This window comes from Corynebacterium nuruki S6-4 (assembly GCF_007970465.1).
Lineage (GTDB): Bacteria > Actinomycetota > Actinomycetes > Mycobacteriales > Mycobacteriaceae > Corynebacterium > Corynebacterium nuruki.
Genome location: NZ_CP042429.1, coordinates 330,411 through 347,139, shown reverse-complemented (window position 1 = coordinate 347,139; position 16,729 = coordinate 330,411). Strand labels below are relative to the sequence as shown.

The window sequence follows — 16,729 nt, the reverse complement described above, 5'->3', positions numbered from 1 at the left end:
GTCGCGCCGGTTACTCCCCCGGCACCGGCAGGGTGAGCATGTGGTAGCTGAGGGTCTTGCCGTGCCCGTCGAGGACCGGCGAGCCGGTGACCCCGCCGCCGAGCATGCCGCGCAGTTCGACGACGAAGGCGCCGACGTTCGGCACCCGGCGCACGGTCACGTCGGTGAGCGCGCAGCCGAAGTGTGTGGCGATGCCGGCGGGTTCCAGGGCGGTGGCCAGGTGTTCGTAGTGGTCGTGGGTGCGCGGCAGGACGGCGACGATGAGGGTGTCCCCCTTGTCGCCGGTGCGGGTGTCCGCGTAGTCGTCGAGGATCGGCATCACAGTGCCCCTTCCTTGTCGGTATCGGTAGAGGTAGCAGCGACGGCGCCGTCGGCGGCATTGTCGGAGCTGTACATCGTGACCTGCGCCTCGACGGCCTCGCGGGGTAGCAGGGCCGAGCGGATCGCCAGCACCTCGCTGAGCCCCTTGCGGGCTCCGCCGCCGGCGGCCGGGCCGGCGCAGTAGAGGGCCTCGACCTCCCAGCCGATGGCGTGGGCCTGGGCGGCGGTCTCCACCCGGCCGGCGACACGCATCCGCACCTCCGGCGGGTCGGCGGGCATCGGGGCCAGGCCGCGGAAGGCGGCGCCGGTGCCGATGAACTCCACGCTGGCCGCCTCCGGGTCGAGGCCGTGGACGGTGACGAGCCGTTCGGAGACGATCTGCCAGGCCAGTTCGGCGCGTTCCCGGGCGCGCGGCCCGGCGTAGCTGATCTGTCCCTCCCCCAGCCAGCCGCCGCGGTAGCCGAGGGTCACCTTGAGGGTGCCGGTGCGCGGTCGGCCGGTCCCGCCGGAGACCCGGACGGCGTCCGGCCCGACCTGGTCGACGGTCACGCCGGTGAAGTCGGCGACGACGTCGGGGGTGAGGTAGGCGCCCGGGTCGGCGACCTCGTAGAGCATCTGCTCGCGGACGGTCGCGCGGGTGAGCATGCCGCCGGTGTCGGCGAGTTTGCCGAGCACCGCAGTGCCGTCGTCGGAGATGTCGGCGAACGGGAAGCCGAGGTCGGCCATGCCGGGCACCGGTTTGGTGACCGGGTCGGCGAAGTAGCCGCCGGTGACCTGGCCGGCGCATTCCAGCAGGTGGCCGACCAGGGTCCCGGCGCCGAGCCGGGGCCAGTCCGCCAGCGACCAGCCGAATTCGTGGACCATCGGGGCGAGGAACAGGGAGGGGTCCGCCAGTCGGCCGGTGACGATGACGTCGGCGCCGAGGCCGAAGGCGGGCAGTACCTGCTCGACCCCCAGGTAGGCGTGGGCGGAGACGAGTTCGTCGGTCTCCGCGGACAGCGGTGCCCCGGTCTCCCACACCTGCGGGTCGGCGCTGCGCACCTGGGACAGGACGCCGTCGCCGGTCAGCACGGCGACGGTGACCGTGCGGTCCGGGACGACCTCGGCGGCGATCCGGGCGATGAGCCGGCCGGCGGCCTCCGGGTTCGCGGCACCGGAGTTGGTGACCACGGTCGTGCCCCGGGCGACGGTGTACGGCAGGACTGCCCGCATCCGGGTCTCGAGCAGCGGGTCGTAGCCGGTCGAGGGGTCGGTGAGACGGCGCAGCTGGCCGGCGGCGACGGTGCGCTCGCCGAGGCACTCGAAGACGAGGTAGTCGAGGTTCCCGTCCTTGGCGAGTTTCACCGCCGGGTCGAGGCGGTCACCGGCGAAGCCGGCGCCCGAGCCGATTCTGATGGTGGACATGGATGCTCCTTTGCAGAGGTCAGAGAGTGGATCAGGGAGGGGGTCAGAGAGTGAGCGCGCCGGTGATGAGCGCGACGACGAGCATGACGATCGTGGTGCCCCAGGCCCACAGGAACGTGAAGCGCTGGTGCTTGCCCAGTTCGACCTTCGCCATGCCGATGAGGATGAAGGTGGAGGCGGTGAGCGGGCTCAGCGGGAAGCCGGTGGTCATCTGGCCGGCGATCGCGCCGCGGGCGACCATCGCGGGGTCGACGCCCATCGCCGAGGCGGTCTCGGCGAAGACCGGGAGGACGCCGAAGTAGAAGGCGTCCGGGGTGAACACCAGGCTGAGCGGCATGGCGACCACGCCGACGATGGCGGGCAGGGCACCGCCGACACCGTCGGGGATGAGGTCGGCGAGGGTCTTCGCCATCTCCTGGATCATGCCGGTGTTGCCGAGGATGCCGGTGAACACGCCGGCGGCGAAGACCATCGAGGTGACGAGCACGACGTTGGCGCCGTGGTCCTTGAACAGCTTCTGCTGGTCGGCCCACTTCGGGATGTTCACCACCGCGGCGATGGTGAAGGCGACGATGAAGCAGACTTCCATCGGCAGGCTGTGGGTGAGCAGGACGACGATGAGCGCGACGGTGAGCAGCAGGTTGGTGATCATCCGCCAGCGCGGGACGTCCTTGTCGCGGGACGCGTGGCTGGTGTCGTCGACCGCACCGCCGTCAGCACTCTCAACGTTCTCGGCGATCTCAGCGCCGTCAGAGATGCCGTCGTCGTCGGCCGCACCGGCCGTGGCGTCCTGTCCGGAACCGCCGACGCTGATGGTGCCGAGCCGTCGGCGTTCCCGCCGGCCGAGGATCCAGGCGGCGAAGAGCACCCAGATGCCGCCGGCGATCATCGGCACGATCATCGGGAAGAAGACCTCGGAGGACGGCAGGTCCAGGGCCGCCATGGCGCGCAACGTGGGTCCACCCCAGGGCAGCATGTTCATCAGGCCGGCGCCGAGGGCGACGATGGCGGTCAGGGTGATCGGCCGCATGCCGATCCGCCGGTAGATCGGCAGGAACGCCGAGAGGGTGATGAGGAACGTCGCGGCACCGTCGCCGTCGAGGTGGACGCACATCGTGACGACGGCGGTGCCGACCGCGATCTTGACGGGGTCGCCCTTGGCCCAGGCGACGATCTTGCGGATCAGCGGGTCGAACAGGCCCGATTCCATCATCAGGCTGAAGTACAGGACCGCGAAGGTCATCATGACCGCGACCGGGGCGACCTGCAGCAGGCCGTCGCCGATGTTGTCGCCGAGGTCGCCGGCCTTCCCCGCGATGACCGCGAACACGATGGGCACGAGGACCAGTCCGACGAGGACGGAGGTCCTCGTGAACAGGGTGAGGGCCAGGAAGACGCCCACGGTGAGGAATCCCCACAGTGCGAGCACGGGTTCCCCCTTCTGTCGGTAGGTGGTGCGGGTCGGCTTGTGCCGGCCCCGCATGGACCTCCTGAGTATGATCCGCCTCACTTAGTTGCGTCAAACAACAATATGGCATAGATTTTTGCGCTATGCGCATAGATCAGATCACGGTGGACCAGATGCGGACGGTCGTCTGCATCGCCGACGAGGGCGGCTTCACCCCCGCCGCCGACCGTCTCGGCCAGTCCCAGTCCTCACTGAGCCGCACTGTCGCCCTCGTCGAGAAAGCCGTCGGCACCCGCCTGTTCGACCGCACCACCCGCAGTTTCGCCACCACCGCCACCGGCGAGGAATTCCTGCGCACCGCCCGCTCGGTCGTCGGACACTACGACCGGGCCGTCAACAACTTCCGCGCTTTCCTCGACGGCCCGTCCGGCGCCCTACGCATCGCCACCCTGCCCTCCCTGGCCGCCACCCTGCTGCCCGCCTTCATCCACCGCTTCCACCAGCGGTTCCCCCGCGTCACCGTCGACCTGCTCGACCTCAAGGCCGCCGACATCATCGACCTGTGCCGCCGCGGCGAGGTCGACCTCGCCATCACCGCGCAGGACGCCGACCTGGCCGTCGACCTCCCGCCGGGCTTCCGCTTCGATGCCGTCGCCGAGGAGGACTTCGCCTGCATCCTCCCCGAGGACCACCCCCTCACCGCCCGGGACTCGGTTGACTGGGCCGATCTGGCCGACCAGCCGTTCATCTCCTTCACCCGGGCCAGCTCCGTCCGCCGGATCACCGACCGGGCCTTCGCCGCCGCCGGACTCGCCGCCGCCCGCACTGTCTCCGCCGGCACGATCTCCGCGGTGGCCGGCCTGTGCGCCGCCGGACTCGGGGTCTCGGCGGTGCCCGGGTTCGTCGTCCCCATGACTCGCATCGCCGGTGTGGTGACCCGGCCCCTGCCTGCCGGGGACACCACCCGCCACATCGGCGTCCTGCAGGACACCGGACGCACCCCCTCGCCGGCCGTGACCGAATTCCTCACGCTGCTGGGCGACCCGGCCGACGATGGACTGCGCCTGCCGGAGTACACCCGCTGGACCGGGCTGCGCCGGTCATGATGCCGGTCATGACCCCCGGCGCGACCGCCGCTCCGCCATCCGCAGCACGATATCGAACACACGCAGGTCACTGAGACGGCCGATGCGGGCGTCCCCACCACTCTCGGCGACCGCGAGCTGCCGGATGTCGGCCAGCTGACCGGGCAGACCGGCAGTGGCGTCCTGCAGGACCGTCCGCAGCGACACCAGGACGTCGGTCCGGTTCCTGCCGTGCCCGAGCTGACGGCGCACGTCCCGGTCGATGACGGGCAGCAGGCGGGGGCGTTTGCGCGCCAGCAGTGCGCTCACCCGGCTCTGTCCCAGGCCACGGCGGCGGACCTCCCACCACAGTCGGCCGGCGACCTCGAGATCCCCGTCGGTGGCGTCCACCAGATCGACGTCGACGGGCAGCTCGGCGAGCAGCCGGGAGATCTCCGTGGCGTCCACCGGGACGTCGCGGATCCCCGGAACCTCCCGGGACCCCCGCCACAGCGCGGTCTGCGCCTCCCCCTCCGGGGTACTGACCAGGCCCATGAGCTGGAGAGCGTGCTCGGCCGGGATCTCCCGCGACAGGGTGGAGACGGCGACGATGTCCTCGGCGGTGACGGCGGTGGCCACGGCCGGCCGGTCGCCGCCGCCACCGATCTCGGTGAACAGGGCCCCGGTGTACCGCGGGCCGGTGTGGCCGGCACGGTCGGCGAAATAGGTCACCAGATGGTCCACGGCGCGCAGGGTGTTGTCCGGTCCGAGGACCGTCGGCCGGTCCCAGCCGACGGCATCCCAGACATCGGTCCTGTCGCTGCTCATGAGGCCCTTTCCGTACTGTCTCCCGGTGACTGTCACCGGGTCCGTTCCTGCGGCCCAGGATAGCCGGACCGGCCCACCGGGGGCGGGCACGGGGTTACGGTGGGATCATGACCGAAACTAACTCACTCTCCGGCACCGTCGCCGTCATCGGCGCGGGCACCATCGGACAGTCGTGGGCACGGCTGTTCGCCTCCCGCGGACTCACTGTCCGGCTCTCCGATCCCCGACCCGACCTCGCCGACGTCGCCGCCGCGGTGCGGACCGCCGCGGGGGTCGACGAGGACCGCATCCTCGTCGCCACCTCCGTCTCGGACGCCGTCACCGGAGCCGACCACGTCCAGGAGAACGGCCCGGAACGTCCGGACGTCAAGCAGCAGTTGTTCGCCGAGATCGCCGCGGCCGCCCCCGATCACGCGGTCCTGGCCACCTCCTCCTCGGCGATCACCGCCGGTATCATCGGCGAACACCTCGACGACACCACCGCGGCCCGGATCATCGTCGGCCACCCCTTCAACCCACCGCACCTCATGCCGCTGGTGGAGGTCGTCCCCGGCCCCCGCACCAGCGGGGAGACGGTGGAGCGGTCCCTGAACTTCTACCGTGCACTGGACCGGCACCCGGTCCGGCTGCACAGGGAGTCCGCGGGCTTCGTCGGCAACCGGCTGCAGAACGCGGTGCTGCGCGAAGCGGTCTACCTCGTCGAGGAAGGCATCGTGGACGCCGCCGATCTCGACGACGCGGTGAAGAACTCCCTCGGCCTGCGCTGGGCGGCCGTCGGACCGCTGGAGGGGATGCACCTCGGCGGCGGTGAGGGCGGACTCCGCGGCTTCATGGAACACATCGGCCCGAGCTTCGCCTCGATCCCGCCGGCGACCCCGGACATGAGCACCGCGGGGATGGAGCCGGTCTTCGAGCAGGTGGAGCAGGCCTACGGGCAGCCGCCCCGGCCGGAGATCGCCGTGGAACGCGACCGGATCCAGCGTGGGGTACTGGACGTGCAGGGCGCGAAGGGCGCGGAGGACAGGGAGGCGTAGACCATGGCTGACCGCAACCCCGACCGTATCCCCCTCGAGGAGGTCGCCACGGACCAGCGCCCGTCGGTGCGCGCCTTCCGCGAGGCCGGCGAGGCCTCCTACGAGGACGCCGCGTCCGTCGAGGCCCTGCGGGTCTCCTCCGCGGAGCTGTCGGCGGCCGGTGCGCTGCCGCCCGACGACATCGCCGCGGTGGAGGATGTCGACCTCGGCGACTTCAGTGTCCGGGTCTACGACCCCCGCGGCGGCAACAGCAGCGGCAGTACCGGCCCCTCCCCCGTCATCCTCTACGCCCACGGCGGCGGCTGGGTCATCGGCTCGGTCGACACCCACGATTCCGTCGCCCGACGGCTGTGCTCCGGCACCGGACTGCCGGTCGTGTCGGTGAACTACCGGCTCGCCCCGGAGCACCCGTTCCCGGTGCCCTACACCGACTGTGCCGACGCACTGGCCTGGGTCCGGGATGCGGCGTCCGACCGCCACTGGGATCCGGACCGGGTCGTGGTCTCCGGCGACAGTGCCGGCGGTGGCATCGCCGCCGGGCTCGCCTCGGTTCCCGCGGCGCAGGTGGCGGGCACGACGGTCGTGGCCCAGGTGCTGCTGTACCCCTCGGTGGATCTCGCCCACGAGACCGAGGCCTACCAGCGAGTCACCGCCGGATTCCAGCTGACGGCGGCATCGGTCCGCTGGTTCGCCGACCGGCTGTTCTCCCGTCCCGCCGATCCGTCGGACGCCGATGATCCGCGGGCCTCCCCGCTGGCGTGGCTGCGTGGGCAGGAGGAGGCGGGGACGGCCGTGGCACAGCCGCCGGCGTTCGTCCTCGCGCTGGGACTGGATCCGCTGGGTACTGAGGCGGTGGACTACGCGGCCGCCCTCACCCGGTGCGGCACCGCGGTGGAACTGCACTATCTGCCGCACCACGCCCACGGGCTGGTCAATGCCGCGGGGAAGGTCCCCACCGGCGAGCAGGTCCTCGGGCTGACCACCGCGTTCATCACCCGGACTCTCGACATGCCGTCCGGAATGTGACGCCCCGGCCCGGTCGCGCACGGACGCGCACCGGCACAGCGACGGCCCCCGCCGCCTCCGGTGACAGTGACCGGAGCGGGCGGGGGCCGGCAGGTCGGACCCAGACCGGGGTCCCGGCTGCTGTCCTAGCCGTTGATGAGGTCGACGAGGCCGCCGACGATCAGCTGGACACCGAGGTCGAGAACCTGGACGAGGAGGCCGAGGAAGTCAGAGATTGCACCGATCATGAGAAACTCCTTGATGTTGAAGGATGAGGCGGAGAGCAGGTCGTGGATCGTGAGAGGTTCCCGCGGGGCACTGCTACGTCAGCTGCGTCAGCTACTTCAGCAGTCCGGCGATGGCGTGGGACAGCCCGATGATGCCGTCGCCCACAAGGGAGACGATGCTCTGGAAGAACTCGGCGATGCTCGCGATCATGTCGGTGGACCTTTCAGGTTTCTGTGACGGTGCCTCGTGCTCCGTCCCAGTCATGGTATCCCCGTCGAAACCTCGTGCGTTACCTCCGCGGATCTACTTACTGCCCAAAACTACCCCCGGGTCACCCCCGCCGCCGGCGGACAGTGGCTGGACAACCAGCCACACAGAGGATTCCCGCAGTTTTTACACGTTCGACCCGCCGGGCTCCTCCTCGGTCGGATACCTTCACGACATGGAAGAGAATGCAACGTCGTTCACCGACCACCTCAATGACTGGCTCGGATCAGTCCGGGACTTCGTGTGGGGCCCCTGGCTGCTGATCCCCCTGCTCCTCATCACCGGTCTCGTACTGACGTTCCGGCTACGGGGCATCCAGTTCCGCAAGCTCGTGCCCGCCCTGCGGCTCGGCCTCATGGACCGCAGCGACGACGGCGGCGAGGGCGACATCTCGCAGTACCAGGCACTCACCACGGCGCTGGCCGCGACAGTCGGAGTGGGCAACATCGTCGGTGTCGCCACCGCCATTTCCGTCGGTGGCCCCGGGGCCCTGTTCTGGATGTGGGTCACCGGCCTGGTGGGGATGGCGTCCAAGTACTCGGAGGCGTTCCTCGGTGTCCGCTTCCGCGTCAAGGACGCCAGAGGCAACATGTCCGGCGGGCCGCAGCGCTACCTCGAGCGCGGCATCCCGGGCGGCCTCGGGAAGTTCCTCGCCTGGTTCTTCGCCATCGCCGCGGTCATCGCCTCCTTCGGTATCGGCAACATGACCCAGGCGAATGCCGTCTCCGAGAACCTCGAGAACTCCTTCAACATCGACCCGACGATCACCGCCGTCATCCTCTTCATCCTCACCGGCGCCGTCCTGCTCGGCGGCATCAAGGCCATCGGCAACGTCACCTCGGCCTTCGTCCCCCTGATGATCCTGATCTACATCATCGGCGGCATCGTCGTGCTGTGCATCAACGCCGGGAACATCCCCGACGCCTTCGGCCTGATCTTCTCGGACGCGTTCACCGGCACCTCGGCCGTCGGCGGCTTCATCGGCTCAGGCATCATGCTCGCGGTCCAGATGGGTGTCGCCCGCGGCATCTTCTCCAACGAGTCCGGGATGGGCTCGGCCGCCGTCGCAGCCGCCGCCGCGAAGACCACCCACCCGGTCCGGCAGGGCCTGGTCTCCATGACGCAGACCTTCATCGACACGATCATCGTCGTCACCTTCACCGGACTGGTTGTCGTCTGCTCCGGGGTGTGGGACCAGGGCGAGGACCGCGCCGGCACCATGACCTCGGACGCCTTCTCCGAGGCTCTGCCGGGCGACTGGGGAGGCAACATCGTCACGATCTCCATCGTCTTCTTCGCGTTCTCGACCCTGCTCGGCTGGTCCTACTACGGGGAACGCAACGCGCAGCGCATCTTCGGATCCTGGGCGACCGTCCCGTACCGCGCGATCTTCACCTGTGTGGTCGTCATCGGCGCGACGATGGAGCTCGACGTCGCCTGGACGTTCTCCGACCTGGCCAACGGACTGATGGCACTGCCGAACCTGGTGGGCCTCCTGATCCTCTCCGGCCTGATCGCACGGGAGACGAAGGCGTACCTGAAATTCGACCCCGAACTGCGGGCCATTGCGAAGGACGTGGAGAAGTTCCTGGTCGACCAGAAGTCCCCGTGGACGATGACGAGCGCCGCCGATGCCCGGGTGCTCCGGTGACGATCCGGATGGCGTCCCCCACCCTGGTCGTCGACGGGCGTCAGCGCTTCTCGTCGCGTGGGGTGTGCAGTACCGACAGCGCGGTCGCCAGTCCGGCGTAGTGCGTCACCAGCATCACAAGTGCCACACACTCCCGGTCGTCGAGATAGGCGGCCAGCCGCTCCCACGCGGCGTCCGAGACCTCCCCGAACCGCACGATCTCGTCGGTGACGTCGATCATCGCCCCGGTCCGGTCCCGGAAACCGTGGGTCCCCGGTTCCAGGCCCTCGTCGACCCGGGCCACCGCCGCGAAGTCCCCGTCGATGAGCCCCGCCTTCCGGCCGAGTGCGCGGTGGTGGTCGGCCTCGTACGCGCCGCCGTCGCCCCCTTTCAGCGCCGCGACGCGCAGGATAACCAGCTCGGTCTCCTTCCGGGACAGGTCCCCGAACGGCATCATCGTCCCCGAGTACGCCAGCCAGCCCTTGAACAGGGTCTTCGCCCGGCCGACGGTGGCGAACACGCCGAGTGTCCTGGTCCCCCTGACCCGGGCGCCGATCCGCTCGACGGCATAGTTCACGGGACCGAGTTGGCGCAGTCCCGGGCGTCTCTCACCGGGGCGGAGGGATGGCTGTTGTCCTGCACTCATACTCCCCGACGCTACCTCCCCGGCGCCGCTCCCCACGGTTTTTCACACCCCGGGTCGCGGACCACCGCTCACCGCAACCCCCTGACCTGCATGTCTCTCATCGTGGGATGCGGCGCAGGTGTGAAAAACCTGGCCGCGGCCCGCCCCGGTCGGACCGGTCGGCCGCCCCGGTCGGCCGCCCGGCGAGCCCCTCCCCCTACTTCTTCGTGCGGTCGACCTCGCCCTCGCGCAGCGTGAGCACCTCGACCCCGTCGTCGGTGACGACCATGGTGTGCTCCCACTGGGCGGTCCACTTGTGGTCGGTGTTCTGCACCGTCCAGTCGTCGTCCCAGATCGTGTAGTCCAGCGACCCGAGGTTGAACATCGGCTCGATGGTCAGCGTCATCCCCGGCTCCAGGATCGTGTCGTACGCCGGCTCGTCGTGGTGGACGACGATCAGCCCGTTGTGGAACGTCGGACCCACACCGTGGCCGGTGAAGTCCTTGACCACGTTGTAGCCGAAGCGCTTGGCGTAGGCACCGATGACCCGGCCGATGACGTTGACCTCACGGCCCGGCTTCACGGCCCTGATGCCGCGCCACATCGCCTCGTAGGTCCGGTCGACGAGCTGCTGGTGCTCCTCGGTGGGCTCGCCGGCGATGAACATCGCGGAGGTGTCCCCGTGCACGCCGTTCTTGTAGGCGGTGATGTCGATGTTGACGATGTCGCCGTCCTGCAGCACCGTCGAATCCGGGATGCCGTGACAGACGATCTCGTTGAGGCTGGTGCACACCGACTTCGGGAAGTGCCGGTACCCCAGGGTGGAGGGGTAGGCGCCGTGGTCGCACATGTACTCGTGGGCGATCCGGTCGAGCTCGTCGGTGGTCACACCGGGGGCGACGGCCGCACCGGCGGCCGACAGGGCGTCCGCGGCGATCTTCGAGGATTCCCGCATCGCCTCGACCACCTCGGGGGTCTGCACCCACGGCTCGCCGATGTTCTCCCGGACCGAGTCCTTCCAGGCGTACTCGGGGCGGGCGATGTTCTTCGGGACGGTCCGGATCGGGCTCTGCTTACCGGGGACCTGCGGTGCTCTGTTGCTGGTACTCATGGACCTCCAGCGTACTCCGTGGCCGGTCCCTGCCGCCCACGGCTGCGGCGGGACGCTGCCGCCGATCGGACGCTACTGCGGCGCCGGGGCGTCCAGTTCCCTGAAGAACTGCTGGGTGACCGCCACCGAGTGCTCCGACCCGCCACCGCCGACGATGAGGGTGGCGAAGGCGAGGTCACCGCGGTATCCGGCGAACCAGGCGTGGGACCCGCCGTTGTACTCGGCCTCACCGGTCTTGGCGTAGACCTCGCCGGCGCCGGAGATCGCCGACCCGGAGCCGCTGGTCACCACCGCCCGCATCATGTCACGCAGGCCGTCGAGGACGTGCGGGTCCAGCGGGGCCCCGGGCTCGGCCTTCTTCCCGTCGTCGGTGGTGGCACCCTTCTCCGTCTCCACGAGGGTGGGGACCGGCGTCCGGCCGTTGGCCGCGGTCGCGGCGACGAGCGCCATGCCGAACGGGCTGGCGAGGTCGAGGCCCTGCCCGTAGCCGGACTCCGTCCGGTCGAGCATCACGTCGCCCTGCGGCACGTCACCGGTGACGGTGGTGAGCCCGGGGATGTCGTAGTTGCGGCCCAGGCCCATCTGTTCGGCCTGCCCCTTCAACTCGCCGGGCTGCAACTGGGTCGACAGGTCGGCGAAGGTGGTGTTGCAGGATTCGGCGAAGGCGTGGCGCAGACTCGTGTTGCCCAGGTCGAAGGAGTTGTAGTTGGTGACCACACGCCCGCCGATGTTCATCGTCGCCGGGCAGGGCACCGTGGTGTCCGGGGTGAGGTCCTGTCCCGTCTTCCCGGACAGCCCGGCCGAGGCGGTGATCATCTTGAACGTCGACCCGGGCGGGAACTGGCCGGACAGTGCGAGGTCACCGGCTTTGTCAGCCTCGGGGGTCTGGGCGACGGCGAGTAGCTCCCCGGTGGAGGGCTTCATCACGACCATCATCGTCTGTGCGTCCTGCCGGGTGTCGACCGCCTTCTGCGCGGCGGCCTGCACCTGCTTCGACAGGCTGACCTTCACCGCCGGCGACGGTTTCGGGGCGGTCTTCTCCATCGTCGTGACGACATTGCCGTCCCGGTTCGCGCCGACGACCTCCCAGCCGTCCTCGCCGGCGAGGTCCGGACCGACGAGCGCGTTGACCCGCGACATGAGGTCGGGGGCGAAGCCGGGGTCCGGGCGCACCATCGTCGGTTCCTCGTTGAAGGTCAGCCCGTCGACCCCGGCGAGCTGGTCCCGGATCTTCGTCCCCTGCGGTGAGGGAAGCAGCGTGACCGAGTAGGTGCCGCCGGCCTGCCGCGCCTCCGTCGTCTCCTCGGCGGCGTCGATGGTGGGCACCGCCTCATCCTGGTTGTGTGCCCCGGCGAGAACACCGGCCAGGTGGTTCATGGTTCCGGACAGGTCCTTGACCTTGTCCGTGTCGACGAGTACACGCCACCGGGTGCCCGGGGTGAGCAGGACCGATCCGTCGGAGCCGACGACGTCGGCGGTCTGTGCGGCGACCTTGCGCAGCTCCAGGTGCTGGTCCGCCCCGAGGTCCGGATGCAGGACCGAGGGGGTCCAGCGCACCGACCAGTCGTCGCCGGACTTGGTGGCGGTGAGGGTCGAGTCGTAACTCAGGTCCCGGTCGCCGGGCAGGTCCCAGTTCAGGGCGTAGGAGGCCTGTGCCACGTCCCCGTCGGTGGTCACCGAGTGCACGTCGGTGGTCAGCCCCTCGGCCTGCAGTCCGTCCCAGCTGGCGGCGATGGCGTCCTGTGCGGTCTGCGCGTCGTCGGTGTCTCCGGCGGCCGCGCCGGCGTCCCGGTCGGCGAGGGCGGCGAGGAAGTCCCCGACGACATCGTCCGCGGAATCCGGCCGCGGGGTGCATGCGGTCAGGCCTGCCGCCGTGACTCCGACGGTGAGGAGTGCAGCCGCGACGGTGGTGGCGGGGCGGCGGAAACTGGGGTGCATGTCAGCACCGTAGCAACTAGCGGGTGACGGTCACCTGAGGCGCGCCAGCGACACCTGCCGGGTCGTCGGTCATCCCGTCGGCCATGTGCATGGCCTCCTCGATGAGGGTCTCGACGATCTGGTCCTCGGGAACGGTCCGGATGACCTCACCCTTGACGAAGATCTGCCCCTTGCCGTTGCCGGAGGCGACCCCCAGGTCGGCGTCGCGGGCCTCGCCCGGCCCGTTGACCACGCAGCCCATCACCGCGACCCGCAGCGGGACCTCCAGTCCCTCCAGCCCGGCGGAGACCCGCTCGGCGAGGGTGTAGACGTCGACCTGGGCGCGGCCGCAGGACGGGCAGGAGACGATCTCGAGGGTGCGGGGCCGCAGGTTCAGCGACTGGAGGATCTGGTCGCCGACCTTGATCTCCTCCACCGGGTCCGCCGACAGCGAGGTCCGGATCGTGTCCCCGATCCCCTCGGCCAGCAGGGCACCGAAGGCCACGGCGGACTTGACGGTGCCCTGGAAGGCGGGGCCGGCCTCGGTCACACCCAGGTGCAGCGGATAGTCGGTCTGCGCGGCGAGCTGCCGGTAGGCCGCCACCATCACCACCGGGTCGTTGTGTTTGACGGAGATGGCGATGTCGCCGAAGCCGTGCTCCTCGAACAGGGCGGCCTCCATGACCGCGGATTCCACGAGGGCTTCCGGGGTGGCTTTCCCGTACTTCTCCATGATCCGCCGGTCCAGGGAGCCGGCGTTGATGCCGATGCGGATCGGGACGCCCGCGTCCCCGGCGGCCTTGGCGACCTCCTTGACCCGGCCGTCGAACTCCCTGATGTTGCCGGGGTTCACGCGCACCGCGGCACAGCCGGCGTCGATGGCGGCGAAGATGTACCTGGGCTGGAAGTGGATGTCGGCGATGACGGGGATCGGGGACTTCGCCGCGATGACCGGCAGGGCCTCGGCGTCCACCGTCTTCGGGCAGGCGACGCGGATGATGTCGCAGCCGGCGGCGGTGAGCTGGGCGATCTGCTGGAGGGTGGCGTTGATGTCGTGCGTCTTCGTCGTCGTCATCGACTGGACGGACACCGGATAGTCGCTGCCCACGCCCACATCGCCGACCATGAGCTGGCGGGTCTTTCGACGCGGTGCGAGGGTGGGCAGCGGTCCGTCGGGCATGCCGAGTGAGATACCGGTCATGGGTGAACGGGTCCTCTTTTCAGGGTCTGTTTCAGGGTCTTCTCCAGGGTCTGGAGACTGTCGTCGTGGTCGTCACCCCGCATCGTACCCGCGCCCGGACCGGCCGCTCAGAACAGCCGGACCGGGTTCACCACGTCGGCGATGATGACCGTCGCCCCGAAGACCAGCAGGATCGCGGCGACGACATAGGTCACCGGCAGCAGCTTCGTGTAGTCCGCCGGACCACCGGGGGCCAGGCCGCGGCGCTTCCGGAACCAGTCGCGGATCTTCTCCCAGACGATCACCGCGCCGTGGCCGCCGTCCATCGGCGGCAGCGGCACGAGGTTGAACGCGGCGAGGAAGAAGTTCAGGTTCGCCAGCAGCAGGGCGAACTGCACCCACTGGTCGTGCTTGACCAGTTCACCGCCGGCCCGCGAGGCGCCGACCACACTGACCGGGCTGTCCATCGACCGTTCGCCGCCGAAGATGGATTCGACGACCGGCCAGTACCGCGACGGCAGGTCCACCAGTGCCTTCGCCGTCCCCCGGACCACGTACCAGGAGTAGTCCGCGGTGCCGCCGACTGCGGTGACCGGATTGTAGTGGTTGGTCAGTTCCCCGGAGCCGGGGATGCGGACCTGCATGCCGACCGCGCCGGTCTGTGTCGTCGACCCGTCGGTCTTCTCCCGCTCCACGACCTCGACCTGCAGGTCGATCCCACGATCGGCGCCGTCGCGCTCGACGGTGGCGGGCACGGTGGTGCGGGAGCCGGTGACGGTGCCGGACGCCGCGGCGGCCGAGCCGACGGCGTCCAGTTTCTCCTGCAGGTCACCGAAGGTGTCGGTGGCGGAGCCGTCGACCGCGGTGATCCGGTCTCCCTCGCGCAGCCCGGAATCGGCCGCCGGCCCGGCGCCGGTGCACTCCCCCTCCCCGTCATTGGCGCTGGCGTCCGCGGCGGTGGCCGGGGTGCACAACGTCTTCCCCACCACCGCAGGGACGTCGGAGAGGGTGCTGATCGCGGTGTTCGGCAGTCCGTGCGCCACCGCGACCCCGAAGATGATGGCGATGCCGAGCACGATGTTGACGATGATGCCGGCGAGCATCACCACCAGGCGTTGCCAGGCCGGACGGTCGACCATGAGGTACGGTTTCTCGTCCTCGGTGTAGTCGTCGAGGGCGGTCATGCCCGCGATGTCGCAGAACCCGCCGGCGGGCACGGCCTTCAGGCCGTACTCGGTGTGCCCTTTCTTCGTCGACCAGATGGTGGGGCCGAAGCCGATGAAGTAGCGGCGCACCCGCATCCCGAAGGACTTGGCGGCGGCCATGTGGCCCGCCTCGTGCAGGGCGATCGACAGGCAGATGCCGGCCGCGAAGAGGATGACGCCTACCGCGTAAGCCACGCACTCATCCTTTCGTGGGCGGCGGCACGGGCCGCACGTTCGGCCTCGAGGACGTCGTCGAGGTCACGCGGCGCCGTGTCGAATTCGGAGCAGTCGTCGAGGACCGCGGCGATGGTGTCCACGATCCGCGGGAAGGACAGGGTCCCGGCGAGGAACTCGACGGCGGCCTCCTCGTTCGCGGCGTTGTACACCGCCGGCATCCGGCCGCCGGCGGTGACGGCCTGCCGGGCGAGTGTCACGGCGGGGAAGACCTCGTCGTCCAGCGGCTCGAACGTCCACGACGTCGGGCCGGTCGCCCCGGCGAAATCGAGCGGGGTGTGGGCGCCGGCGATGCGGTGCGGCCAGCCCAGCGCGAGACTGATCGGCAGCCGCATCGACGGTGGGGACGCCTGGGCGATCGTCGCACCGTCGGTGAACGTCACCATCGAGTGGACGACCGACTCGGGGTGGACCGTCACCTCGATCCGGTCGGCGGGCGTGTCGAACAGCAGCGACGCCTCGATGACCTCGAGACCCTTGTTCACCATCGTCGAGGAGTTCAGCGTGTTCATCTGCCCCATCGACCAGGTCGGGTGCTCGGCGGCCTGCAGCGGCGTGACCGGCTCCAGCTGCTCGCGGGTCCAGCCGCGGAACGGACCGCCGGACGCCGTGAGCACGAGCGAGGCCACCTCATCGTGCACTCCGGCGCGCAGGCACTGCAGGATCGCCGAGTGCTCCGAGTCCACCGGGATCAGCTGACCCTCATCGGCGGCGTCCAGCACGAGGTCACCGCCGGCCACCAGCGACTCCTTGTTCGCGAGCGCCAGCCGCGCGCCACCTTCGAGGGTGGCCAGGGTCGCGTCGAGACCGAGGGAACCGACGAGGGCGTTGAGCACGACGTCCGCCTCGACCCGCTCCGCGAGCTCCCGGGAGGAATGGGCGCCACGGATGACGTGCCCGTCGATCTCGCGGTCGATGAGATCGGCGGTCCGGTCACTGGCGACGGCGACGCACGACGGGGACAGTCCGAACCGGTGGACCTGGTCGAGCAGGACATCGGGCTTGGAGCCGTGGGCGGAGATGCCGACCAGCTCGAAGAGGTCGGGATTCTCCGCGACGATCTCGAGGGCCTGGGTACCGATGGATCCGGTGCTGCCGAGCACCACAACGCGCGTCTTCACCCGCCCCATTGTTCCACGGAACGGCGGGTCGACACATCCGGGGGCGGTGGAGGGCCCCGACAGGGCGCTGGTGTTCGCATTGTCCGGCCGGTATGCAAGAATGGACGGCAGATAAACCGGGCAGGTGACACCTGCCGCCGACTTCAG

At 69.9% G+C, this 16,729-nt stretch carries 14 protein-coding genes; 4 read left to right on the top strand and 10 right to left on the bottom strand.

Annotated elements, in window-relative coordinates; all coding sequences use genetic code 11:
• Nucleotides 1–10: 10 nt before the first annotated feature.
• The 3 genes from FSW06_RS01575 to FSW06_RS01565 are packed head-to-tail and all read right to left on the bottom strand — an operon-like array spanning nucleotide 11 to nucleotide 3,208.
• Entirely contained in the window at nucleotides 11–319 is a 309-nt protein-coding gene (locus FSW06_RS01575) for an AtuA-related protein (protein WP_029448873.1), read from the bottom strand.
• On the bottom strand, nucleotides 319–1,725 hold the full coding sequence (locus FSW06_RS01570) for an acyclic terpene utilization AtuA family protein (RefSeq protein ID WP_010118981.1): 1,407 nt from the start codon (nucleotides 1,723–1,725) through the stop codon (nucleotides 319–321). The genes FSW06_RS01575 and FSW06_RS01570 overlap by 1 nt, the downstream gene beginning before the upstream one ends.
• 43 nt (nucleotides 1,726–1,768) lie before the next feature.
• A complete protein-coding gene (locus tag FSW06_RS01565; RefSeq protein WP_010118984.1) occupies nucleotides 1,769–3,208 on the bottom strand; it encodes a CitMHS family transporter in 1,440 nt (479 codons plus the stop codon).
• A gap of 68 nt (nucleotides 3,209–3,276) precedes the next feature.
• Here FSW06_RS01565 and FSW06_RS01560 point away from each other — a divergent pair, with 68 nt between their 5' ends.
• Nucleotides 3,277–4,239 carry a LysR family transcriptional regulator gene (locus FSW06_RS01560; RefSeq protein ID WP_010118986.1) on the top strand — a complete coding sequence of 321 codons (963 nt, stop codon included), beginning with the start codon at nucleotides 3,277–3,279 and terminating at the stop codon, nucleotides 4,237–4,239.
• A 6-nt stretch (nucleotides 4,240–4,245) separates the two neighbouring features.
• On the opposite strand, the gene FSW06_RS01555 is transcribed toward FSW06_RS01560, so the two are convergent.
• Entirely contained in the window at nucleotides 4,246–5,025 is a 780-nt protein-coding gene (locus FSW06_RS01555; RefSeq protein WP_010118988.1) for a DUF6308 family protein, read from the bottom strand.
• 107 nt (nucleotides 5,026–5,132) lie between these two features.
• On the opposite strand from FSW06_RS01555, the gene FSW06_RS01550 reads away from it, so the two are divergent.
• The 3 genes from FSW06_RS01550 to FSW06_RS01540 all read left to right on the top strand — a co-directional run bounded on the left by FSW06_RS01550 (nucleotide 5,133) and on the right by FSW06_RS01540 (nucleotide 9,210).
• Nucleotides 5,133–6,059 (top strand): 3-hydroxyacyl-CoA dehydrogenase NAD-binding domain-containing protein, encoded by a 927-nt coding sequence (locus FSW06_RS01550; RefSeq protein WP_010118989.1) that lies wholly within the window; start codon nucleotides 5,133–5,135, stop codon nucleotides 6,057–6,059.
• A 3-nt stretch (nucleotides 6,060–6,062) separates the two neighbouring features.
• Nucleotides 6,063–7,085: an alpha/beta hydrolase gene (locus FSW06_RS01545; protein WP_010118991.1), complete on the top strand. Its 1,023-nt coding sequence runs from the start codon at nucleotides 6,063–6,065 to the stop codon at nucleotides 7,083–7,085.
• 649 nt (nucleotides 7,086–7,734) lie between these two features.
• Complete coding sequence (locus tag FSW06_RS01540; RefSeq protein WP_010118992.1) at nucleotides 7,735–9,210, top strand: alanine/glycine:cation symporter family protein; 1,476 nt, start codon at nucleotides 7,735–7,737, stop codon at nucleotides 9,208–9,210.
• 40 nt (nucleotides 9,211–9,250) lie between these two features.
• On the opposite strand, the gene FSW06_RS01535 is transcribed toward FSW06_RS01540, so the two are convergent.
• The 6 genes from FSW06_RS01535 to dxr form a co-directional block, all read right to left on the bottom strand.
• The gene (locus FSW06_RS01535) at nucleotides 9,251–9,766 is read right to left on the bottom strand and encodes a carboxymuconolactone decarboxylase family protein (protein WP_238525915.1); all 516 of its coding nucleotides are present in this window, start codon (nucleotides 9,764–9,766) and stop codon (nucleotides 9,251–9,253) included.
• Between the two features lie 265 nt (nucleotides 9,767–10,031).
• Entirely contained in the window at nucleotides 10,032–10,925 is an 894-nt protein-coding gene (gene map / locus FSW06_RS01530) for a type I methionyl aminopeptidase (RefSeq protein ID WP_010118994.1), read from the bottom strand.
• Between the two features lie 72 nt (nucleotides 10,926–10,997).
• Nucleotides 10,998–12,863: a penicillin-binding transpeptidase domain-containing protein gene (locus tag FSW06_RS01525; protein ID WP_010118995.1), complete on the bottom strand. Its 1,866-nt coding sequence runs from the start codon at nucleotides 12,861–12,863 to the stop codon at nucleotides 10,998–11,000.
• A 16-nt stretch (nucleotides 12,864–12,879) separates the two neighbouring features.
• Nucleotides 12,880–14,043, bottom strand: coding sequence for a flavodoxin-dependent (E)-4-hydroxy-3-methylbut-2-enyl-diphosphate synthase (gene ispG, locus FSW06_RS01520; protein ID WP_010118996.1), 1,164 nt, complete (start codon nucleotides 14,041–14,043; stop codon nucleotides 12,880–12,882).
• Between the two features lie 107 nt (nucleotides 14,044–14,150).
• Nucleotides 14,151–15,422: a M50 family metallopeptidase gene (locus tag FSW06_RS01515; protein WP_010118998.1), complete on the bottom strand. Its 1,272-nt coding sequence runs from the start codon at nucleotides 15,420–15,422 to the stop codon at nucleotides 14,151–14,153.
• On the bottom strand, nucleotides 15,407–16,591 hold the full coding sequence (dxr, locus tag FSW06_RS01510) for a 1-deoxy-D-xylulose-5-phosphate reductoisomerase (RefSeq protein ID WP_029448886.1): 1,185 nt from the start codon (nucleotides 16,589–16,591) through the stop codon (nucleotides 15,407–15,409). The genes FSW06_RS01515 and dxr overlap by 16 nt, the downstream gene beginning before the upstream one ends.
• Nucleotides 16,592–16,729 lie beyond the last annotated feature (138 nt).